The following is a 20,340-nucleotide window of genomic DNA, read 5'->3' on the forward strand; positions in this document are numbered from 1 at the left end:
AGATGCAACATCGCCGCTTGGGACAAACCGGCCCCTCCGTGTCCGCTCTCGGCCTCGGCTGCATGGGCATGTCGGGCATGTATGGACCGGCCGACAGGCTCGAGAGCATCAGGACCATCCATGCGGCGCTCGAGGCCGGCATCACCCTGCTCGACACGGGCGATTTCTACGGCATGGGTCATAACGAGATGCTCATCGGCGAGGCGCTTCAGGGCCGCACCCGCGATCAGGCTCTCATCAGCGTGAAGTTCGGCGCCATGCGCGATCCGACCGGCGCCTGGCTCGGCTACGACGCCCGGCCGCAGGCCGTCAAAAGCTTCCTGGCCTACACCCTGCAGCGCCTGCGGGTCGATCACATCGACATCTACCGCCCGGCGCGGCTCGATCCGAACGTTCCCATCGAGGACACGATCGGGGCCGTCGCCGACATGGTGAAGGCGGGTTATGTGCGCCATATCGGCCTCTCCGAGGTCGGCCCCGAGACCATCCGCCGGGCCGCCGCCGTGCACCCTATCTGCGACCTGCAGATCGAATATTCCCTGATCTCGCGCGGGCCTGAGGAGAGCATTCTGCCCGTCTGCCGCGAACTCGGGATCGGCATCACGGCCTATGGGGTGCTCTCGCGCGGCCTGATCAGCGGCCACTGGAGCAACGCCGCGACCGGGCCGGGGGATTTCCGCACCCACTCTCCCCGTTTCCAGGAAGGCAACGTGGAGAAGAACCTGGCGCTGGTCGAAGGCCTGCGGCGCCTGGCCGAGACGAAGGGCGTCAGCGTCGCTCAGATCGCCATCGCCTGGGTGGCGGCTCAGGGCGACGACATCGTCCCGCTCATCGGGGCCCGTCGCCGCGACCGGCTTCACGAGGCCCTCGGGGCGCTGGACGTGACGCTGACGGAGGAGGATCTCGCGGCCATCGAGCGGATCGTCCCCAAGGGGGCCGCCGCCGGCGACCGCTACCCCACGGCCCAGATGGCCATGCTGGACAGCGAGAGGGCTTAAACGACCCGCCACGTCATCACCGGCCTTGTGCCGGTGATGACGCTCGCAAAAAGCGGAAAACCTCACGGCATCGGGGTGGCTGAAGCTCGCTTCCTTCACGAGCAATTCGATATGACGAAGCGCTGGTTGCGCGATGTCAACCGCTTGGCCTTTCTCGCCCAATCGTGGATGATCGGCTTTCCATGCATCAAGGACGTAAAACAATCCTGGCCGTTCTAGGACTGGGCCTCACCTGGTCGATCGCCACAGGCGCCTCGGCCCAGGATCTCGGTCCTTGGCGCCCGCTCACGGCCGAGGAGGAGAAGAGCCGCATTGGGGACACCCCTGCCGGTTCCATCGATCCTGCGATGATCGAGGCCGATTTCGACGGCGATGGGCGCAAGGACAAGGCGCTGATCGCGGTCCGGAAGTCCAATGGTTCCCGCGGCCTCATCGCTGTCCTGAACGGCCAGGTTCATGTGATCGATCCCGACAGTATCGAGCCGTCGGATAGCCTTAGGGTCGCGAAGCCCGGTCGTTGGAACACGATTTGCGGCAACGCCTTTCGCGAGTTCCATGAATGCGCGGGCTATCCAGGTCGCGTAACGCTCAAAAACCCAGGTATCCTCGCGATCAGCGATGGTCGAACCGTCCTCTATGTCTGGGACAGGAAAGCGAAACGGTTCAACGGCGTCCTGATGGTCGATTGACGGAGTCTCAAAGTTTCGCCTTCGGCCTTGCCCCGAAGATTGCGCTGCCTACCCGAACATGGGTGGCGCCGAGCTGGATCGCAGCGTCGAAATCGGCGCTCATCCCCATGGAGAGCAGCTTCAATCCATGCCTCTTCGCAATGGTGTTGAGCAGGGCGAAATGGGGCGACGGCGCGTCCTCCGCCGGCGGGATGCACATGAGGCCGTCGATCTCCAGGCCGTAACGGCCACGGCAGGCTTCGAGAAAAGCGTCCACCTCGGCCGGGATCACGCCGCCCTTCTGCGGCTCCTCTCCCGTGTTCACCTGCACCAGCAGCCGGGGCTTTCTCCCCTGCTTGGCGATCTCCTTGGCCAGTGCCTCCGCGAGAGACGGGCGGTCGAGGGTGTGGATCACGTCGAAGAGCTCCACGGCCTCCTTGGCCTTGTTCGATTGCAACGGGCCGATCATGTGAAGTTCGACGTCGGGATAGCGCTCCCGCAAGGCCGGCCACTTGGCTTTGGCCTCCTGGACGTAGTTTTCGCCGAAGACCCGCTGGCCGTCGGCGAGCACGGGCTCGATCGCCTCGGCCGGAAAGGTCTTCGAAACCGCCACGAGGGTGATCGCGGCCGGATCGCGGCCGTAATCCGAGGCCGCGCGCCGGATGCTCTCCCGGACCTGTCTCAGACCTTCGACTGCGTCGTTCTCGCTCATGGGATCCTCTTTAAGCCGCCTCCCGCGCGCGAAACCGTTGACCGCGCCGGAGAGCTGTGTCCTAGTCCGCCGCAACCCGGCGGCGCAAGCCGCTTCGCTGATCAATGACGGATGTGACGAGAAAAATGAGGCCCGAGCGCTACAACGCCAAGGAAGCCGAGCTGAAATGGCGGCAGGTCTGGAACGACCGCGACCTGTTCAAGACGAATAACGACGATCCACGGCCGAAATACTACGTGCTCGAGATGTTTCCCTATCCGTCGGGACGCATCCATATGGGCCACGTGCGCAACTACACCATGGGCGACGTGGTGGCGCGCTACAAGCGGGCCAAGGGCTTCAACGTGCTCCACCCGATGGGCTGGGACGCCTTCGGCATGCCGGCCGAGAACGCCGCCATGCAGAACAAGGTCCACCCCAAGGAATGGACCTACGCCAACATCGCCACCATGCGCGCCCAGCTGCAGAGCATGGGCCTGTCGCTGGACTGGAGCCGCGAGATCGCGACCTGCGATCCGAGCTATTACAAGCACCAGCAGCGCATGTTCCTGGACTTCCTGGAAAAGGGCCTCGTCGATCGCAAGACCGCGAAGGTGAACTGGGATCCGGTCGACCACACGGTGCTGGCCAACGAGCAGGTGATCGACGGGCGCGGCTGGCGTTCGGGCGCCCTGGTCGAGCAGCGTGAGCTGACCCAGTGGTTCCTGAAGATCACCGATTTCGCCCAGGATCTGGACGACCGGCTCGACAGCCTGGACCGCTGGCCGGAGAAGGTGCGCCTGATGCAGCGCAACTGGATCGGCCGCTCCGAGGGCCTGCTGGTCCGCTTCGCCCTGAAGCCGGACACCGTGCCGAACGGCGAGACCGAGCTGCAGATCTACACCACGCGCCCCGACACCCTGTTCGGCGCGAAGTTCATGGCGGTTGCGCCCGATCACCCGCTGGCGAAGGCCGCCGCCGAGAAGAACCCGGAGCTGGCGGCGTTCATCGAAGAAACCAAGCGCATGGGCACGGCCCAGGAGACCATCGACAAGGCCGAGAAACTCGGCTTCGACACGGGCGTCCGCGCCGAGCACCCCTTCGATCCGAACTGGACGCTGCCCGTCTACGTGGCGAACTTCATCCTGATGGAATACGGCACGGGCGCGATCTTCGGCTGCCCGGCGCACGACCAGCGCGACCTGGATTTCGTCAACAAGTACGGCCTGGGCAACACGCCTGTCGTCTGCCCTCCGGACGTGGACCCGGCCTCCTTCGTCGTCACCGACGTGGCCTATGACGGCGACGGCCGGATGATCAATTCCCGCTTCCTCGACGGCATGACCATCGCGGAGGCCAAGGAAGAGGTCGCCCGCCGCCTGGAGAACGAGACCCGGGGCAATCGCCCGGTGGCCGAGCGCAAGGTGAATTTCCGCCTTCGCGACTGGGGCATCTCGCGCCAGCGCTACTGGGGCTGCCCGATCCCGATCATCCATTGCGATGCCTGCGGCGTCGTGCCGGTGCCGAAGAACCAACTTCCGGTTGAACTGCCGGAGGACGTTTCCTTCGACGTGCCGGGCAACCCGCTCGATCGCCACCCGACCTGGAAGCACGTGGATTGCCCGCAATGCGGGGCTAAGGCCCGGCGCGAGACGGACACGATGGACACGTTCGTGGATTCGTCCTGGTACTTCGCGCGCTTCACGGATCCGACCCTGACGAACGAGCCCACCGACCGGGCGACGGTCGATGCCTGGCTGCCGGTCGACCAGTATATCGGCGGCATCGAGCACGCGATCCTGCACCTGCTCTATTCGCGCTTCTTCACCCGCGCGATGCGGGAGACGGGCCATGCCGGCCTGGACGAGCCCTTCGCGGGCCTGTTCACCCAGGGCATGGTGGTCCACGAGACCTACAAGGACGCCAACGGCGGCTGGGTTCTGCCCTCCGACGTGCGCTTCGAGACTCAGGGCAATACCCGCAAGGCCTTCCATGTGGAGACCGGCGCGCCCATCGAGATCGGCTCCATCGAGAAGATGTCGAAGTCGAAGAAGAACACGGTCGATCCGGACGAGATCATCGCGTCCTATGGGGCCGACACCGCCCGCTGGTTCATGCTCTCCGACTCGCCGCCCGAGCGCGACGTGATCTGGACCGAGGAAGGCGTGCAGGGCGCGGGCCGCTTCGTGCAGCGCGTGTGGCGCCTGATCGGCGACATCGCCGAGCGCATCGGCAGCCCCGATGGCGCTGCCGGCGACGGCCCGATCGCGCTTGCCGTCCGCAAGGCCGCGCACAAGGCACTGGCGGCCGTCGAGGACGACGTGGAGCGCCTGCGCTTCAACCGCTGCGTGGCCCATCTCTACGAACTGGCCAACGCCCTGCAGGATCTGTCCAACCAGGCCAAGGCCGGCAACGAGCCGGGCTCGGGCGCGGCTTTCGCCGAGGCGGGTCGCATCTTCGTGCAGCTGCTTGCACCGATGATGCCGCACCTCGCCGAGGAGTGCTGGGAATCCTTAAGCCAGCCGGGCCTCGTGTCGGACGCCGCCTGGCCGGTTCTCGACCGGTCGCTGCTGGTGGAGGACACGGTTACCCTGCCGGTTCAGGTCAACGGCAAGAAGCGGGCCGACGTGACGGTTGCCCGGGATGCGGATCAGGCTACAGTCGAGGCGGCTGTGCTCTCGCTTGAGGCCGTGCAGAAGGCCATGGAAGGGAAGCCCGCCCGCAAGATCATCGTGGTTCCCCAAAGGATCGTGAATGTCGTCGCTTAAGTTGAAGAGCCTTGCTCACGTGGTTGTCGTGGCGGGCCTGTCTCTCGGCCTGTCCGCGTGCTTCCGTCCACTCTACGGTCCGACGGCCTCGGGCGAGTCGCTCCAGACGGTGCTCGCCTCCATCGACGTGCCGACGATGGACTGGCCGCCGTCGCTTGCGAATGTCGGCCATTACCTGCGCAGCGAGATGATCTATGCCCTCAACGGCTCGGGATCGCAGACGCCGAAGCGCTACAAGCTCACCATGAAACTGAGCGAGAGCCGGTCGAGCCCGGTCGTCGACACCAACACGGGCACCGCCAGCTCGGTCATCGTCGCCGGCACCCTGACCTATACCCTGACGAGCCTCGACGGAAAGACCGTGGTCACCCAGGGAACCGCGACTTCTTCCACCAGCTTCGACCGCTTCCCGCAGCGCTTCGCCAATATCCGGGCGGGCCGCGATGCGGAAATCAGGATGGCCAAGGATCTGGCCGAGCAGGTGAAGACCCGGCTGTCGGCGACTCTCGCAACCGCAAGCTGAACCGATGGTCGCCGTCAAGGCCGGTGACGTGGATGGGGCGCTGCGGCGCCCCGATCCGCGGATCGGAGTCTTCCTGTTCTACGGACCCGACATGGGCCTGATCAACGAGCGCGCCCGCGCCGTGGCCGAGCGCTCGGTGGACGACCCGTCGGATCCCTTCCAGCTCATCCGCATCGACGGCGACGACATCGCCGCCGATCCCGCCCGGCTGGCGGACGAGGCCGGCACGATGGGCCTGTTCGGGGCTAAGCGCGCCATCTGGGTGAAATCGACCTCGCGCAACATCGCGCCAGCGGTCGATGCGGTCCTGAAAGGCGAGCTCCAGGATACGGTGATCGTCATCGAGGGCGGCGATCTGCAGAAATCGTCACCGTTGAGGACCCTCTGCGAGCGCTCGCAGAAGGCGCTCGCCCTGCCCTGCTACGCCGATACGGGCCGCGACCTCGGCACGGTCGTCGACGAGACCCTGAAGGCGAACGGCTTTTCCATCCAGCGCGACGCGCGCACGGCCCTGATCGCGAGCCTCGGCGGTGACCGACTGGCGACCCGGGGTGAACTCGCCAAGCTGATGCTCTACGCCCATGGGCAGCGCGAGATCACGCTGGCCGATGTGGACGCGATCATGAGCGACGTGTCGAGCCTGGCCATGGACGCGGTCGTCGATGCCGCCTTCGGCGGCGAGGGCACGGGCCTGGAAACCGGCTCCCGGCGTCTGGCTGCCGAGGGCGTCAATGCGGCGGTTCTGCTCGGTGCAGCCTTGCGCCATGCCCTGATGCTGCTGACGGCGCGCATTTCCGTAGAGGAAGGACGGCCGATCCCCGCCGTCTTGGAAACCATGCGCAGCCTGCATTTCCGGCGCAAGCCCCTGGTGGAGCGCCACCTTCAGCGCTGGACGAGCGACAATCTCAAGACCGTCGTCGCGCTTCTCCAGGCAAGCCTGTTGCAGACCCGCCGCCTCGCCGACCTGGACGACACGATCGCGGCTAAGACCCTGCTGGATATCGCGCGGGCGGCACGGCGGTAAAAACCTGTCTCGGCAGAACAAGTATCACGCCCTGTCAGGCCTTGCGTCGGCTATCCCGCTGCCATGAAGCGCCGCGCTCTTTCAAACGAAATCACCGGCACAAGGCCGGTGATGACGTGGGAAATGTGCGGCTTGAACCTGCGTATCGTCGAGAAGGACGATCTGGCGCTCAGGGATTCAACCGCCGGCACAGGCCGTCGAGCTGTTCCAGGGTCTTGTACTTGATGCGCAATTCGCCGCCCTTGGCCTTGTGATCGATGCTGACGGTAAGGCCGAGCACATCCTGCAGGGCTCTTTCGAGGGCACGGGTATCCGGGTCCTTCTCAGCCTTGGCGGCCTTCTCCGCCTTGGCTTCCGCCTTCTCGGGCGTCGCGTTGTCATTCTGCGCGATCTCCTCGACCTGACGCACGCTCAGGCCCTCGTCGATGACGCGCTTGGCGACCTGGACCGGATCCTTCACGGACAGAAGCGCGCGGCCGTGGCCCGCCGTGAGCTTGCGCTCCATCAGGAGCTTGCGCACGCCGGCCGGAAGATCGGCAAGGCGCAGCATGTTGGCGATGTGGCTGCGGCTCTTGCCGATGATCTTCGAGAGGTTCTCCTGCGTGTAGGAGAACTCGACCATCAGGCGCGAATAGCCCTCCGATTCCTCGATCGGGTTGAGGTCGGCGCGCTGGACGTTTTCGAGGATCGCGTATTCGAGCGAGGTCTTGTCGTCGATGGTGACGACAACCACCGGCACCTTGTGCAGGCCCGCCTTCTGGGCCGCGCGCCAGCGGCGCTCGCCGGCGACGATCTCGTAGTTTTCGGTTGAACCCGGCACGAGGGAGCGCACCACGATGGGCTGGATGATGCCACGATCCTTGATCGACTGGGTCAGTTCCTGCAGATCCTCGTCGTCGAAGACCTTGCGCGGGTTGCGCGGGTTCGGGCGCAGGAACTCCACCGGCACGTGGCGGGGCACGAAACCCTTGCGTTCGAGATTGCCGATCTCGTCCCCGACCTCCCCGATCAGGGCGGCCAATCCACGACCCAGGCGCGACTTACCTTCTTCTGCCATTGTCTCTCTCAAATATTTTATGCCGCGCGCAGGGCGCGCTCACGCTGAATGACTTCGGATGCCAAACGGAGATAGGCCTGCGAGCCGGCGCATTTCAGGTCGTAGAGCAGGACGGGCTTGCCGTGCGACGGCGCCTCGGACACGCGAACGTTCCGCGGGATCATGGTCTCGTAGACTTTGTTGCCCATGAACTCGCGCACGTCGGCCACCACTTGGCCCGAGAGGTTGTTGCGCGGGTCGAACATGGTCAGCACGACGCCGTGGATCGACAAATCCGGGTTGAGAGCCGAACGGACCTGTTCGACCGTCTTGAGCAACTGGCTGAGGCCTTCCAGAGCAAAAAATTCGCATTGGAGGGGGACCAGAACCGCGTCGGCAGCGACCAAGGCATTGATGGTCAAAAGATTGAGCGATGGCGGACAATCGATCAAAATATAGGTAAAAGGTTCGCTTACCTCGAAGCCGGAAAGGCTCTGAATCGCCGAGCGGAGCCGGTGCGACCGATTCCGTTCGTGAGCGATCTCCAGCTCGACGCCGAGCAGGTCGAGAGTCGACGGCGCGACCGACAAACCGGGCACGACGGTCTCGGTGATCGCCGCAGACAGCGACGCTTCCCCGGCGAGCACATGGTACGTCGAGACTTGGCGGCTCTTGCGGTCGATCCCCAAACCCGTCGAAGCGTTGCCCTGCGGATCGAGATCGATGATCAGGACCTTCTCGCCGATGGCGGCAAGCGCAGTGCCGAGGTTGATCGCCGTCGTGGTCTTGCCGACGCCCCCCTTCTGGTTGGCGAGCACGAGAACGCGTGGTGTCACGCCACGCGCGCCTGCTTCGGATCCGTTGCGATCGGTCATCATGAATGGCTCTCGATGGAGGTTATGCGAAGAATCCTGGCTTCGGAATCGGTCAGGCTCGGCAGGATCTCTGCCGCGAATGTCCACTTTTTCCGCGCCTCGGTCAATTCAGTCTCGGCGTCCCGCCCTTTGGGAAACAGGCCTATTGTCCCCGCTTTCAACAAGGGGGCGGTCCAATCCAGCAGCATGGCAAGGGACGCCAAAGCGCGCGCTGAGACCACGTCGGCCTTGCCGACGAAGGTCGGCACCACGGTTTCAAGCCGCGTTTCATGGATCGTCGCCGATACGCCCGTGAGCCGGGCGATGTGGCGAAGGAAGGCACATTTGCGCGAATTGCTCTCAACGAGGTGGACATTGAGCCCCCTTTCCGCTCCTGCGATGGCAAGAACCAGACCAGGAAAGCCGGCACCGGATCCCAGGTCCAGCCAGGTTCCGGCATCGGGCGCGAGGTCGAGAAGCTGGAGCGAATCGACGATATGGCGGTCCCAGATCTGGGTCAGCGTGGCCGGGCCAACCAGGTTCTTGATTGCCTGCCAGCGGCGAAGCTCGCGCTCCAGCAGTTCCAGCTTCTCGAATGTTTCACGTGAAACATTCAGGTCGGATGCGGTGGTCATGCGAGGTTCCGTCATGCCGCAGGTTCAGCCACGCGGCTGCTCCGGCTCGAATTCTTGCGGGCATGCGCGGCAAGAAGGGTCAGGGCGGCGGGGGTGATCCCCTCGATCCGTGCCGCCTGTCCCAGGGTCTTCGGGCGCACGAGATCGAGCTTGGCCTTGATCTCGTTCGACAATCCGGGCAAGCCCTGAAAATCGATGCTCTCCTCCAGAACGACGCTCTCGTCCCGGCGGTAGGCAGCAATGTCGGCCTGCTGGCGGTCGAGATAGACCGCATAAGTCGCGTCCGTTTCCAGCCGCTCTTTCACGGCAACGCCGACGCCGGACAGATCAGGCCAGACCCGGATCAAGTCGTTCCAGCCGATATTCGGATAGGACAGGAGCTGGTAGGCCGAGCGGCGAACTCCGTCCTGGTTCAGGTCGATCCCGTGGCGGGAAGCCTCCTGCGGCGTCAGCATGAGGGCCTGAAGGCGCTGCCGCGTCTCCCGAATCTCCGACTGCGACTGCTGGAAATGCCGTTCGCGCTCCGAGGCGACGCAGCCGAGTTCAAGGCCTTTTCCCGTCAGGCGCTCATCCACATTGTCGATGCGCAGGCTCAAGCGATACTCGGATCGGGAGGTGAACATCCGGTAGGGCTCGCTCACACCCCGGGTGATCAGGTCGTCGATGAGCACGCCGATGTAGGATTCGGCCCGGTCGAACACGGTGCCGTCTAGCCCGCAGGCCCTGCGGGCCGCATTGATGCCGGCCACCAGCCCCTGGGCCGCCGCCTCCTCGTAGCCCGTCGTACCGTTGATCTGGCCTGCGAGAAAGAGGCCCTGGACCGCCTTGGTCTCGAGCGCAGCTGTCAGGTTGCGCGGGTCCACGTAATCGTACTCGATGGCATAGGCGGGCTGGAGCATCCGGACGTTCTTCAGGCCCGGGATATGCTGGAGGAAGGCAAGCTGCACGTCCTCCGGCAGGGAGGTGGAGATCCCGTTCGGATAGACCGTAATGTCGTCGAGGCCCTCGGGCTCGAGGAAGATCTGGTGACCGTCCCGGTCGCCGAAACGCACCACCTTGTCCTCGATGGACGGGCAATAGCGGGGTCCCCTGCCCTGGATCTCGCCGGAATACATGGCCGAGCGATGCAGGTTGTCGCGGATCAGGGAATGCACCTTGTCCGTGGTCCGGGTGATGCCACACTCGATCTGCGGGTTCTCGATCCGGGTGGTCAGGAGGGAGAACGGCACCGGCTCGTCATCGGCCGCCTGCTTGTCGACGCCGGCCCAGTCGATGGTACGGCCGTCGAGGCGTGGCGGGGTGCCCGTCTTGAGCCGCCCGAGGGTGAAGCCAAGCCGCGCGAAGGTCTTCGGCAGGCCCAGGGACGGGCGCTCCCCCATGCGTCCCGCCGGAATCTTCTTCTCACCGATATGAATCAGGCCGGACAGGAAGGTGCCGGTGGTGATGACCACCGAAGCGGTCGCGAGAATGCGTCCGTCGGTCAGGAGAAGACCGACGATCCGGCCGTCCCGGACGACGAGATCATCCGCCTCCCCTTCGACAATGGACAGGTTCGGCGTCCGCAGCAGCTCCGCCTGCATGGCACGGGCATAAAGCTTGCGATCCGCCTGGGTGCGCGGTCCTCGGACGGCCGGACCCTTGCGGCGGTTGAGCAGACGGAACTGGATACCGGCCCGATCAGCGATACGTCCCATGACCCCGTCGAGAGCATCGATCTCGCGCACGAGGTGACCCTTGCCGAGACCGCCGATGGCCGGGTTGCAGGACATGGCCCCGATGGTGGCGAGCTTATGGGTGACGAGAGCCGTGCGCGCGCCCATGCGGGCTGCCGCCGCGGCTGCCTCGGACCCCGCATGACCGCCGCCCACGACGATCACATCGAACACCTGACTCATGACATTCTCCAATGCGGGGCACCGCATCCTCGGGCAGATCTTCCCTCGGGATTGGATCGATGCTCCCCCATGTCGAGCGTGGTGCCCGACACGGGAAACTGAAAACACCTTGTTCTTACGCGATGGGCCTGGGTTCTAAAGCACAGGACGTTAATGCGCCGTCACGTCCAATGCTCGCAACATTCGGCCTCGCGCCATTTCAGGCGTAAGCGGGTCTGACCTTTGCGTCCGATGCTCTGATGAGACAAGAGCATCGGATCGGACCCAAATAGCGGACCCGACTTATGGGTCCGATGCTTTAGGGGTCCGCACGACGGAGGTCAAAAGGGCAAAATGTTTCACGTGAAACATTTTGGATCCGCCCCGGTTCTGCACATTCCATTCACACGATGTGCCATCCGGATTCAGCATTGTTCCACCGATTCGTGAACAGGCGAAACGGGACTCTCACAGATTCGGTGACGGCCCGCCCGCCCGCCCGTTACTTGCCGATGCAGAAGCTGGAGAACAGCCGGTCGAGCACGTCCTCCACATCCACCCGGCCAGTGATCTCGCCGATGGAGCGAGCCGCCATGCGCACTTCCTCGGCGGCCAGTTCGAGAGGCCCGTGGCTCACGAGCATCGCGCGTGAACGATCGAGCGCCCCATGGGCCCGCTCAAGCGCCCTCCGGTGACGCTCGCGGGTCACGATGGCATCCCCCTGCCCGATCAGCGCGGCGGCTTCCTCTTCCAACCGTGCGATCAGCTCCGGCAGGCCCTCGCCCGTGGCAGCGGCGATCGTCAGGTCGCAATCCCAGCTCGTCCGGTCCAGGTCCGACTTCGTACCGACCCGTAGAAGGCGACGCGCCGGAGGTGGCGCACTCTCTTCACCTTCCGGAGGTACGAGCCAGAGCACCAGGTCGGCATTCTCCGCCCGGGCCCGGGCACGGGACACCCCCTCCTGCTCGATCGCATCGGCGCTCTCCCGCAGGCCCGCCGTATCGACGATGATCACAGGCAATCCGCCGAGGTCGCAATGAACCTCGATCACGTCGCGGGTCGTCCCGGCGATCGGCGATACGATGGCCACGTCCCGCCGGGCAAGCGCATTCAACAGGGTCGACTTGCCCGCGTTCGGCGGCCCCGCGAGCACGACGGTGAGGCCTTCGCGCAGGCGCTCGCCGCTGCGGTTCGCCATGGCCTGGCCGATCTCGCCGCGGACCTGGTCGATCATCTGAAGGCTTTCCGCCTCGAGATCCTCCGGCACGTCCCCTTCGTCCGAGAAATCGAGGCTCGCCTCGAGAAGCGCCAGAACCTGCAGAACGCTCTCGCGCCAGCCCTCGGCGGCATTCCCGAGCCGGCCGCCGAGCTGACGCATGGCCTGCCGCCGCTGCGCCTCCGTCTCGGCGTCGATGATGTCCGCCAGACCCTCAACCTGGGCAAGATCCATCCGCCCGTTGAGGAAGGCCCGTCGGGTGAACTCGCCGGCTTCCGCGGCGCGGCAATTCTCCAGGGAGCCGAGGGCGCGCAGCACGGCGGCGCGGGTCGCCAGCCCGCCATGGATCTGGAGCTCGGCCTGATCCTCGCCGGTGAAGCTGCCCGGTCCGGGCATCCACAGGACGAGGGCCTGATCGAGCGGCTCTCCCGTCATCGGGTCCTTCAGGGTGCGCACCACCGCGCGCCGCGGTTCCGGCACCCTCCCGGCCATACTCTCCAGGATCGTGCGGCTCTCCGGTCCGCTGATCCGGATCAGGCACACGGCGGCGCGGCCGTGACCGGAAGCGATGGCGAAGATCGTGTCGTCGGAACGCATGGGGATGAACCTCGTCAGCGTGAGAGGATTTAAGGTTGATGAAGTCTTAAGGCCACGAGCCGCAACCCAGGTCGAGCAAGCGACGAGCGACGCCGGAGCAGACACGATGAACCGCCTGAACGAGGCCAGCTCGCCCTACCTTCTGCAGCACAGGGCCAATCCTGTCCATTGGTGGGAATGGGGACCCGACGCCCTCGCCGAGGCCAAGCGGCTGGACAAGCCGATTCTGATCTCCATCGGCTATGCCGCCTGCCACTGGTGCCATGTGATGGCGCATGAAAGCTTCGAGGATGCTGACGTGGCGGCGGTCATGAACGAGCTCTTCGTCAATATCAAGGTCGACCGCGAGGAGCGGCCGGACGTGGACCATGTCTATATGAGCGCCCTGCATCTCCTGGGCGAGCCCGGCGGATGGCCGCTCACCATGTTCCTCACCCCGGAGGGTGAACCGTTCTGGGGCGGCACCTATTTTCCGAAGGAGCCGCGCTTCGGCCGGCCCGGCTTCGTCGGCGTGCTGCGCGAGATAAGCCGCCTCTACCGTTCCGAGCCGGAGCGCATCCTCAAGAACCGGGACGCGATCAAGCAGCATCTGGCGAGGTCGGATAGGGGCGACGGCGGCACCCTCGGCCTCGTTGATCTCGACCGCCTGGGCGCCCGTCTGGCCGAGCTGATCGACACCGAGAATGGCGGATTGCAGGGCGCACCGAAGTTTCCCAATCCGCCGATCCTCGAATGTCTCTATCGCTATGCCGGCCGCACGGGCGACGGCGAGGCGAAGCGGCGCTTTCTCCTGACCCTGGAGCGAATGGCGCTCGGGGGAATCCACGATCATCTCGGCGGCGGCTTCGCCCGCTACTCCGTCGACGAGCGTTGGCTCGTGCCGCATTTCGAGAAGATGCTCTACGACAATGCGCAGCTTCTGGAACTCTATGGGCTGGCCTATGCCGAGACCGGCCGCGCCCTGTTCCGGGATGCGGCCGAGGGGATCGTCATCTGGCTCGGGCGGGAGATGACCACACCGGAGGGCGGGTTCGCATCAAGCCTCGACGCGGATTCGGAGGGCGAGGAAGGCCTGTTCTACGTCTGGAGCCTCGCCGAGATCCGGGAGGTCCTGGGCGAGGAGGACGCGGCCTTCTTCGGACAGGTCTACGATATCACCGAAGAAGGCAATTTCGAGGGGCGCAACATTCCGAACCGTCTCCTCTCCGGCGTGGCTCCGCTCGCCATCGAAGAGCGCCTCGCCGCCCTGCGAGCGAAACTGCTGGAACGGCGGTCGGCGCGGGTGAGGCCCGGCCTCGACGACAAGGTGCTGGCGGACTGGAACGGGCTCATGATCGCCGCGCTGGTGCGGGCTTCTCCCCTGCTCGACCGGCCCGACTGGATCGCCCTCGCGCAACGGGCCTACCGTTTCGTCACGGAAGCAATGACCCGCGACGGCCGGCTCGGCCATTCCTGGCGCGGCGGCGCGCTGATCGTTCCGGGCTTCGCCCTCGACCATGCCGCCATGATGCGGGCAGCCCTGGCGCTCTTCGAGGTAACGGCTGACCAAGCTTACCTCCGGGACGCCCAGACGTGGCGCGACCGGCTGATGTCCGATTATCGGATAGAGGACACCGGTGCCCTCGCCATGACGGCAAGGAACGCCGACCCCCTGGTGGTCCGGCCGCAGCCGACCCAGGACGATGCGGTCCCCAACGCCAATGGGGTCTGCGCCGAAGCTCTCGTCCGCCTGGCGCAGCTCACGGAAATGGACGGCGATCTCCGGCAAGCCTCGGAAGTCTTGACCAAGCTCGGGGGAATCGCCCGCTCTTCGCCGCTCGGTCATACGTCGATCCTCAACGCCCTCGACCTGCACCTGCGGGGCCTGACCATCCTCGTCACGGGAAACGGTGCCGACGCCCTGTTCGAGGCAGGGCTGAAGATCCCCTACCCGATCCGCAGCATCCGTCGTCTGAAATCGGACGAAGAGCTCGACGACAACCATCCGGCCAAGGCCCTCGCCGCATCGGGCGCCGGACCACGGGCGCTCGTCTGCGCGGGGATGCGCTGCTCGCTGCCCGTGACGGACGCGGATGGGTTGAAGGCGCAGGTCCTGGAGATGTCGAGCGCCGATATCGGCTCGGCTCCGAGGGATTGAGGCGTCAGGGAAGCGGCGATGTTTTTCTTTTTCTCGAACCGCCTGGGCTGCGCGGGCTCGCTTCTGGTCTCCGCCGTGCTGACCCTGATCGTCCTGTGGCTGATGGGTGTGGTGTGACGGCAAACAAAAACCCCACCCTCTCGGCTTGAGAGGGTGGGCTGATGTTCGGAGCCGGACGGTCCGGCCGCCTCAGGTATTCATCGAGTCGAAGAATTCCTGGTTCGACTTGGTCTGGCGCAGCTTGTCGAGCAGGAACTCGATGGCGTCGACCGTGCCCATCGGGTTGAGGATGCGGCGCAGCACGTACATCTTCTTGAGCGTGTCGGACGGGACCAGCAGCTCTTCCTTGCGGGTGCCGGACCGCGTGATGTCGATGGCCGGGAAGGTCCGCTTGTCGGCGACCTTGCGGTCGAGGATGATTTCCGAGTTGCCGGTGCCCTTGAACTCTTCGAAGATCACCTCGTCCATGCGCGAGCCGGTATCGATGAGCGCGGTGGCGATGATGGTGAGCGAACCGCCCTCCTCGATGTTGCGCGCCGCACCGAAGAAGCGCTTCGGACGCTGCAGGGCGTTGGCGTCGACACCGCCGGTGAGCACCTTGCCGGAGGACGGCACCACCGTGTTGTAGGCGCGGCCCAGGCGGGTGATCGAGTCGAGCAGGATGACCACGTCGCGGCCGTGCTCCACGAGGCGCTTGGCCTTCTCGATCACCATCTCGGCCACCTGCACGTGGCGGGTCGCCGGCTCGTCGAAGGTGGAGGCCACGACCTCGCCCTTCACGGAGCGCTGCATGTCGGTCACTTCCTCCGGGCGCTCGTCGATGAGCAGCACGATGAGGTAGCACTCGGGATGGTTGGTGGTGATCGACTGGGCCACGTTCTGCATCAGCACCGTCTTACCGGTGCGGGGCGGCGCCACGATGAGGGCGCGCTGGCCCTTGCCGATGGGCGACACGATGTCGATGATCCGGGGCGAGAAGTCCTTCCGGGTCGGATCCTCGAGCTCGAGCTTGAAGCGCTCATGCGGGAAGAGCGGCGTCAGGTTGTCGAAATGAACCTTGTGCCGGATCTTCTCCGGATCCTCGAAATTGATCGTGTTGACCTTGAGCAGGGCGAAATAGCGCTCGCCTTCCTTAGGGCCGCGGATCGGGCCGTCCACCGTGTCGCCGGTGCGCAGGCCGAATTTCCGGATCTGGCTCGGGCTGACATAAATGTCGTCGGGGCCGGGCAGGTAGTTCGAATCGGCCGAGCGCAGGAAGCCGAAGCCGTCCTGCAGCACCTCGACGACGCCGGCGCCGATGATTTCCACCTCGCGGGCCGCCAGCTGCTTGAGGATGGCGAACATGAGCTCCTGCTTGCGCATGGTGCTCGCATTCTCGACCTCGAGCTCTTCGGCGAAAGCAATGAGTTCGGTGGGCGTCTTGGATTTCAGGTCTTGAAGTTTGATTTCCCTCATCGGGGAACACTCTCGGGGTAAATTCGCGGGCAGATGGAGCTGTACGCGGAGGAGATCGGGGAAACGTTCGACAGGGCCGCTCAGTTCACGAGGGGTGACTTGAGAGAGAGCCCCGGGGGCCCCGTGCAGCGCACCTGTCTTTAGAGGAGGAGGATTCTTATTTAGCCTCATTCGGGCTGGGGCTCAAGAGGCTTTGAAGGATTGAATCCAAAAGGGTCATTCCGGGCCAGGCGGGCAAGGGGTTCGGAGCGGCGGCAGGATGGCACGCTGCGTTCCCTCTTCCTGAGGGAGAGGGCTGGGATGAGGAGTTACAGGTCCATCCGGAGACGACGCTGACCCCTCACCTGGACGTCCGGTCCGACCTATCCCCTTGGGAGAGGTCTTCCCGCGCCATCCTCGTCCTGGGATCCTGGATTCCGCTCTGCGGCGCCGGGATGACGCAATCCTGACGATGTCAGAACGGCTTCACGATCACCAGGATCACGATGCCGATCAGGAGAAGCGTCGGGACCTCGTTGAGGATGCGGTAATATTTCGCCGGCTTCGTGTTCTTGTCCGCGGCGAACTCCTTCAGCCGGCGCACATAGACCCCGTGCAGGCCGGACATGACGAGGACGAGCAGCACCTTGGCATGGAGCCAGCCGGAGCTGTACCAGCCGCCCTCCCAGACCAGATACAGGCCGAGCACCCAGGTCACCGCCATGGCCGGGTTGATGATGGCCTTGAGCAGGCGCCGCTCCATGATCTTGAAGGTCTCGGACTGGATCGAGCCCTTCGGCGCGTCGCAATGATAGACGAAGAGGCGCGGCAGATAGAGCATACCGGCCATCCACGCGATGACGGCGATCACGTGGAACGCCTTGAGCCAGAGATAGAGCATGGCGTTCAGGCTCCCCTTACGCGAGCGATCATCTGCGCGACATGCTCGACGGGCGTTTCCGGCAGGATGCCGTGCCCGAGATTGAAGATGTGCGGGCGTCCGCGCACCGTGCCGAGGATATGGTCGATGCCGTCGGTCAGGGCCGCTCCGCCGGCGATCAGCGCCAGGGGGTCGAGATTGCCCTGGGTCGCGACCGTGCCCGGCAGGGTCTTCAGCACGATGGCGGGATCGAGGGTCCAGTCGAGGGCGAGCGCATCGCCGATGCCGGCCGAGGCGAAGCGATGAAGGTTCGCGCCGCCGCCGCGGACGAAAACGATCACCTTCGCCTGGGGACGGGCCTCCTTAAGACCCTCCACCATGCGCCGGATCGGGTCCAGGGACAGCCGGTCGAAGAGAGCGGGCGGCAGGGCCGAGCCGAAGCTCTCGAAGATCTGCACCGCCTCGGCGCCCGCGTCGATCTGGCGGATGAGATAGGCCGTGGAGGCCCGCACCAGTTTGTCGATCAACCCGTCCATGAAGGCGGGATCGCGATAGGCGGTGAGCCGGGCCGGCGCCTGGTCGGGGGTGCCCTTGCCGGCGATCATGTAGCTCGCCACCGTCCAGGGCGCGCCGCAGAAGCCGAGAAGGGTCGTCTCCTTCGGCAGAGACTGCCTCAAACGGTCCAGGGTCTCGAAGACGGGTTCCAGGCGCTCCAGCGGCAGCTCCTCGGCAAGCCGCGAGAAATCCGCCTGGGAGGTCACCGGATCGAGCTTGGGGCCCTCGTTCTCGACGAAGCGAACCTCCTGGCCCAGGGCATGGGGAATGACAAGGATGTCGGAGAACAGGATCGAGGCGTCGAAGCCGAAGCGCCGGATCGGCTGAAGGGTCACTTCCTCGGCAAGCCTCGGATTGTAGCAGAGGTCGAGGAAGGAGCCCGCCTGCTTCCGGGTCTCCCGGTATTCCGGCAGATACCGGCCGGCTTGGCGCATGATCCAGATCGGAAGCGGCCAGACCGGTTCGCCGTTCAGCACGCGGAGGATCGCTTTGGTGGGACGCTCGTTCACAGGCCCTCTCTTAAAAATATAATCTTTGAATCTAAGAATCTGATGTTTCTCTTGGGCCGTGAATCGCAAAGCCGCAAGTCCGTCCACAAGCGGTCCACACGGCCTGTGCCGTTAACGGGTCATTAACGGATGGGGCGAGGGTGTCACAATCCTTTCCGAATTCTTAAATCTTAACAGCCCGTTAATGAAGATTAACCAGATCTGAATCGAATTCTCGGTGCCGATTCGTGCCGGATTCTCCCAAATCGGCATTCCAAGACTCGCACAACGACGAGCCCTGTTGATGGCTTCGGCCGAATCCCACAGGCCTCTCGGCTGGACCTCCGGACAAGGGCGTTTTATCCACACTGATCGACTCCTCGTGCATCGGACCCAAGAGTGGCTTTCACTGTTGGGATCGATCCGATGCTTTATTATCGAGACGCATCGTTTTCGCGGGAAATCCGATCCATTTTTCCGCACGATGCGTCATAGAGGGCCTCCACCGTGGGACGCAGCTATTTCCATCTTCATCTGGTGTCGGATTCGACCGGCGAAACGCTGATCACGGTCGCCCGCGCCGTGGTGGCGCAATACGAGGGCGTGGCCGCCATCGAGCATGTCTATCCGCTGGTACGCTCCAACACGCAGTTGGAGCGCGTGATCAGCGAGATCGAGACCGCGCCGGGCATCGTGCTCTACACCTTGGTGGAGCAGGATCTGGCCCACAGGCTCGAGGAGGTCTGCCGCAATACGGGCTCGCCGCACCTCTCCGTGCTGGAGCCGGTGCACGCCCTGCTCTCCTCCTATCTCGGCACCCATTCGACGGCCCGGCCCGGCGCGCAGCACATGCTGAACGCGGAGTATTTCAAGCGCATCGACGCGATGAACTTCACCCTCCTGCACGATGACGGGCACCTGCCGCACGATCTCGACGAGGCGGACGTGATCCTGGTCGGCGTGAGCCGGACCTCGAAGACGCCGACGGCCGTCTATCTCGCCAATCGTGGGTTGAAGACGGCGAATATTCCTCTCGTTCCGGGCGTGCCGCCGCCGTCGGTTCTTGAAACGGCCCGGAAGGCGCTCATCGTCGGCCTTGTGGCGACGCCGGAGCGGATCGTGCAGATCAGGCAGAACCGGCTGCTCAGCCTCAACGCCGACGACGACACCTCCTATGTGGACCGCGACGCCGTGGCGGAAGAACTGGCGGCCTCGCGGCGGCTGTTCGCGCGCAACGGCTGGCCGGTGATCGACGTGACCCGACGCTCCATCGAGGAGACGGCCGCGGCGATCATCGACCATTATCGCGACCATCGCCTGCGCTTCATCGCGGAATAGATCCATGCCGGTGCTCTGGACCCATGCGGAAAAACTGCTTCTTGCTTCGACGAGCGCGACGAGGCTCGCCCTGCTCGTGAGCGCGGGGCTTCCCGTCGAAACGCAGAATTCCGACATTGACGAGCGCGCCGTCGAAGAAGCGGCCGCTCATGAGGCGCTCGATCCGCCGGCGCTCGCCGGGAGGCTCGCGGCCGAAAAGGCGCTTGCCGTCAGCCGCCGCCATCCGGAACGGGTCGTGCTTGGAGCCGACCAGGTCCTCGAATGCGAAGGGGCAGTGTTCCACAAGCCTGCGGATCGCGATGCGGCGAGAGCCCATCTGGCGGCGCTGTCGGGCCGTCGGCACGCTCTCCATTCGGCCGGCGCCATCGCGGTCGGCGGGCAGGTGATTGAGCGCTTCGCCGCGAGCGCGCATCTCACCATGCGGCCTTTGACCGAGCAGGGGATCGACCTTTATCTCGCCCTGGCCGGGCCGGACGTGCTCAGAAGCGTCGGCGTTTACCAGCTCGAAGGGTTCGGCATTCATCTCTTCGAGACGGTCGAGGGAGACCATTCGACGATTCTGGGTCTCCCTCTCCTTCCGCTTCTCGCCTCCCTGCGCCGCCTCGGCAGCCTCGCCCTCTAAGG

18 protein-coding genes are annotated in these 20,340 nt (G+C 64.9%); 9 read left to right on the forward strand and 9 right to left on the reverse strand.

Annotation, left to right across the window (positions count from 1 at the left end; translation table 11 throughout):
• The first annotated feature begins 2 nt into the window (after positions 1 to 2).
• From U0023_RS08125 to U0023_RS08135, 3 genes are read left to right on the forward strand one after another with little or no spacing between them, the layout of a single operon-like run.
• Positions 3 to 998, forward strand: coding sequence for an aldo/keto reductase (locus U0023_RS08125; protein ID WP_009490647.1), 996 nt, complete (start codon positions 3 to 5; stop codon positions 996 to 998).
• A gap of 36 nt (positions 999 to 1,034) precedes the next feature.
• The gene (locus U0023_RS08130; protein WP_154660995.1) at positions 1,035 to 1,217 is read left to right on the forward strand and encodes a hypothetical protein; all 183 of its coding nucleotides are present in this window, start codon (positions 1,035 to 1,037) and stop codon (positions 1,215 to 1,217) included.
• Positions 1,181 to 1,687, forward strand: coding sequence for a hypothetical protein (locus U0023_RS08135; RefSeq protein ID WP_009490648.1), 507 nt, complete (start codon positions 1,181 to 1,183; stop codon positions 1,685 to 1,687). The genes U0023_RS08130 and U0023_RS08135 overlap by 37 nt, the downstream gene beginning before the upstream one ends.
• A gap of 7 nt (positions 1,688 to 1,694) precedes the next feature.
• Here U0023_RS08135 and U0023_RS08140 read toward each other — a convergent pair whose 3' ends face one another.
• Complete coding sequence (locus U0023_RS08140) at positions 1,695 to 2,378, reverse strand: YggS family pyridoxal phosphate-dependent enzyme (protein ID WP_009490649.1); 684 nt, start codon at positions 2,376 to 2,378, stop codon at positions 1,695 to 1,697.
• Positions 2,379 to 2,503: 125 nt separating this feature from the next.
• On the opposite strand from U0023_RS08140, the gene leuS reads away from it, so the two are divergent.
• The 3 genes from leuS to holA are packed head-to-tail and all read left to right on the forward strand — an operon-like array spanning position 2,504 to position 6,672.
• Positions 2,504 to 5,125: a leucine--tRNA ligase gene (gene leuS / locus U0023_RS08145; RefSeq protein ID WP_040638237.1), complete on the forward strand. Its 2,622-nt coding sequence runs from the start codon at positions 2,504 to 2,506 to the stop codon at positions 5,123 to 5,125.
• Complete coding sequence (gene lptE / locus U0023_RS08150; RefSeq protein ID WP_009490651.1) at positions 5,112 to 5,648, forward strand: LPS assembly lipoprotein LptE; 537 nt, start codon at positions 5,112 to 5,114, stop codon at positions 5,646 to 5,648. The genes leuS and lptE overlap by 14 nt, the downstream gene beginning before the upstream one ends.
• 4 nt (positions 5,649 to 5,652) lie before the next feature.
• Positions 5,653 to 6,672: a DNA polymerase III subunit delta gene (gene holA / locus U0023_RS08155; protein ID WP_009490652.1), complete on the forward strand. Its 1,020-nt coding sequence runs from the start codon at positions 5,653 to 5,655 to the stop codon at positions 6,670 to 6,672.
• A 169-nt stretch (positions 6,673 to 6,841) separates the two neighbouring features.
• Here the strand turns inward: holA and U0023_RS08160 are convergent, their stop codons facing one another.
• The 5 genes from U0023_RS08160 to mnmE form a co-directional block, all read right to left on the reverse strand.
• A complete protein-coding gene (locus U0023_RS08160) occupies positions 6,842 to 7,729 on the reverse strand; it encodes a ParB/RepB/Spo0J family partition protein (protein WP_009490653.1) in 888 nt (295 codons plus the stop codon).
• 17 nt (positions 7,730 to 7,746) lie between these two features.
• Positions 7,747 to 8,586, reverse strand: a complete 840-nt coding sequence (locus tag U0023_RS08165; RefSeq protein WP_009490654.1) for a ParA family protein — start codon at positions 8,584 to 8,586, stop codon at positions 7,747 to 7,749.
• A complete protein-coding gene (rsmG, locus tag U0023_RS08170) occupies positions 8,583 to 9,212 on the reverse strand; it encodes a 16S rRNA (guanine(527)-N(7))-methyltransferase RsmG (RefSeq protein ID WP_040638238.1) in 630 nt (209 codons plus the stop codon). Before rsmG ends, U0023_RS08165 begins: the two co-directional genes overlap by 4 nt.
• Positions 9,209 to 11,092 carry a tRNA uridine-5-carboxymethylaminomethyl(34) synthesis enzyme MnmG gene (gene mnmG, locus U0023_RS08175; protein WP_009490656.1) on the reverse strand — a complete coding sequence of 628 codons (1,884 nt, stop codon included), beginning with the start codon at positions 11,090 to 11,092 and terminating at the stop codon, positions 9,209 to 9,211. Before mnmG ends, rsmG begins: the two co-directional genes overlap by 4 nt.
• 481 nt (positions 11,093 to 11,573) lie before the next feature.
• A complete protein-coding gene (gene mnmE / locus U0023_RS08180) occupies positions 11,574 to 12,884 on the reverse strand; it encodes a tRNA uridine-5-carboxymethylaminomethyl(34) synthesis GTPase MnmE (protein ID WP_009490657.1) in 1,311 nt (436 codons plus the stop codon).
• Between the two features lie 106 nt (positions 12,885 to 12,990).
• Here mnmE and U0023_RS08185 point away from each other — a divergent pair, with 106 nt between their 5' ends.
• Positions 12,991 to 15,021, forward strand: coding sequence for a thioredoxin domain-containing protein (locus tag U0023_RS08185; RefSeq protein WP_009490658.1), 2,031 nt, complete (start codon positions 12,991 to 12,993; stop codon positions 15,019 to 15,021).
• Positions 15,022 to 15,210: 189 nt separating this feature from the next.
• Here U0023_RS08185 and rho read toward each other — a convergent pair whose 3' ends face one another.
• The 3 genes from rho to hemE form a co-directional block, all read right to left on the reverse strand.
• Entirely contained in the window at positions 15,211 to 16,476 is a 1,266-nt protein-coding gene (gene rho, locus U0023_RS08190) for a transcription termination factor Rho (RefSeq protein ID WP_009490660.1), read from the reverse strand.
• 454 nt (positions 16,477 to 16,930) lie between these two features.
• Positions 16,931 to 17,356: a protoporphyrinogen oxidase HemJ gene (gene hemJ, locus U0023_RS08195; protein WP_009490661.1), complete on the reverse strand. Its 426-nt coding sequence runs from the start codon at positions 17,354 to 17,356 to the stop codon at positions 16,931 to 16,933.
• 5 nt (positions 17,357 to 17,361) lie between these two features.
• Entirely contained in the window at positions 17,362 to 18,399 is a 1,038-nt protein-coding gene (hemE, locus tag U0023_RS08200) for a uroporphyrinogen decarboxylase (RefSeq protein ID WP_009490662.1), read from the reverse strand.
• A gap of 486 nt (positions 18,400 to 18,885) precedes the next feature.
• On the opposite strand from hemE, the gene U0023_RS08205 reads away from it, so the two are divergent.
• Positions 18,886 to 19,716, forward strand: a complete 831-nt coding sequence (locus tag U0023_RS08205) for a pyruvate, water dikinase regulatory protein (protein ID WP_009490663.1) — start codon at positions 18,886 to 18,888, stop codon at positions 19,714 to 19,716.
• A gap of 4 nt (positions 19,717 to 19,720) precedes the next feature.
• Positions 19,721 to 20,338, forward strand: a complete 618-nt coding sequence (locus tag U0023_RS08210) for a Maf family protein (RefSeq protein WP_009490664.1) — start codon at positions 19,721 to 19,723, stop codon at positions 20,336 to 20,338.
• Positions 20,339 to 20,340: the final 2 nt, after the last annotated feature.

The organism is Microvirga lotononidis (assembly GCF_034627025.1).
Lineage (GTDB): Bacteria > Pseudomonadota > Alphaproteobacteria > Rhizobiales > Beijerinckiaceae > Microvirga > Microvirga lotononidis.

Bases quoted from the DNA above. Each gene is read 5' to 3' on its own strand.
- U0023_RS08125 (WP_009490647.1), top strand. From the start codon at position 3: ATGCAACATCGCCGCTTGGGACAAACCGGCCCCTCCGTGTCCGCTCTC.
- U0023_RS08130 (WP_154660995.1), top strand. From the start codon at position 1,035: ATGACGCTCGCAAAAAGCGGAAAACCTCACGGCATCGGGGTGGCTGAA.
- U0023_RS08135 (WP_009490648.1), top strand. From the start codon at position 1,181: ATGCATCAAGGACGTAAAACAATCCTGGCCGTTCTAGGACTGGGCCTC.
- U0023_RS08140 (WP_009490649.1), bottom strand. From the start codon at position 2,378: ATGAGCGAGAACGACGCAGTCGAAGGTCTGAGACAGGTCCGGGAGAGC.
- leuS (WP_040638237.1), top strand. From the start codon at position 2,504: ATGAGGCCCGAGCGCTACAACGCCAAGGAAGCCGAGCTGAAATGGCGG.
- lptE (WP_009490651.1), top strand. From the start codon at position 5,112: ATGTCGTCGCTTAAGTTGAAGAGCCTTGCTCACGTGGTTGTCGTGGCG.
- holA (WP_009490652.1), top strand. From the start codon at position 5,653: ATGGTCGCCGTCAAGGCCGGTGACGTGGATGGGGCGCTGCGGCGCCCC.
- U0023_RS08160 (WP_009490653.1), bottom strand. From the start codon at position 7,729: ATGGCAGAAGAAGGTAAGTCGCGCCTGGGTCGTGGATTGGCCGCCCTG.
- U0023_RS08165 (WP_009490654.1), bottom strand. From the start codon at position 8,586: ATGATGACCGATCGCAACGGATCCGAAGCAGGCGCGCGTGGCGTGACA.
- rsmG (WP_040638238.1), bottom strand. From the start codon at position 9,212: ATGACGGAACCTCGCATGACCACCGCATCCGACCTGAATGTTTCACGT.
- mnmG (WP_009490656.1), bottom strand. From the start codon at position 11,092: ATGAGTCAGGTGTTCGATGTGATCGTCGTGGGCGGCGGTCATGCGGGG.
- mnmE (WP_009490657.1), bottom strand. From the start codon at position 12,884: ATGCGTTCCGACGACACGATCTTCGCCATCGCTTCCGGTCACGGCCGC.
- U0023_RS08185 (WP_009490658.1), top strand. From the start codon at position 12,991: ATGAACCGCCTGAACGAGGCCAGCTCGCCCTACCTTCTGCAGCACAGG.
- rho (WP_009490660.1), bottom strand. From the start codon at position 16,476: ATGAGGGAAATCAAACTTCAAGACCTGAAATCCAAGACGCCCACCGAA.
- hemJ (WP_009490661.1), bottom strand. From the start codon at position 17,356: ATGCTCTATCTCTGGCTCAAGGCGTTCCACGTGATCGCCGTCATCGCG.
- U0023_RS08210 (WP_009490664.1), top strand. From the start codon at position 19,721: ATGCCGGTGCTCTGGACCCATGCGGAAAAACTGCTTCTTGCTTCGACG.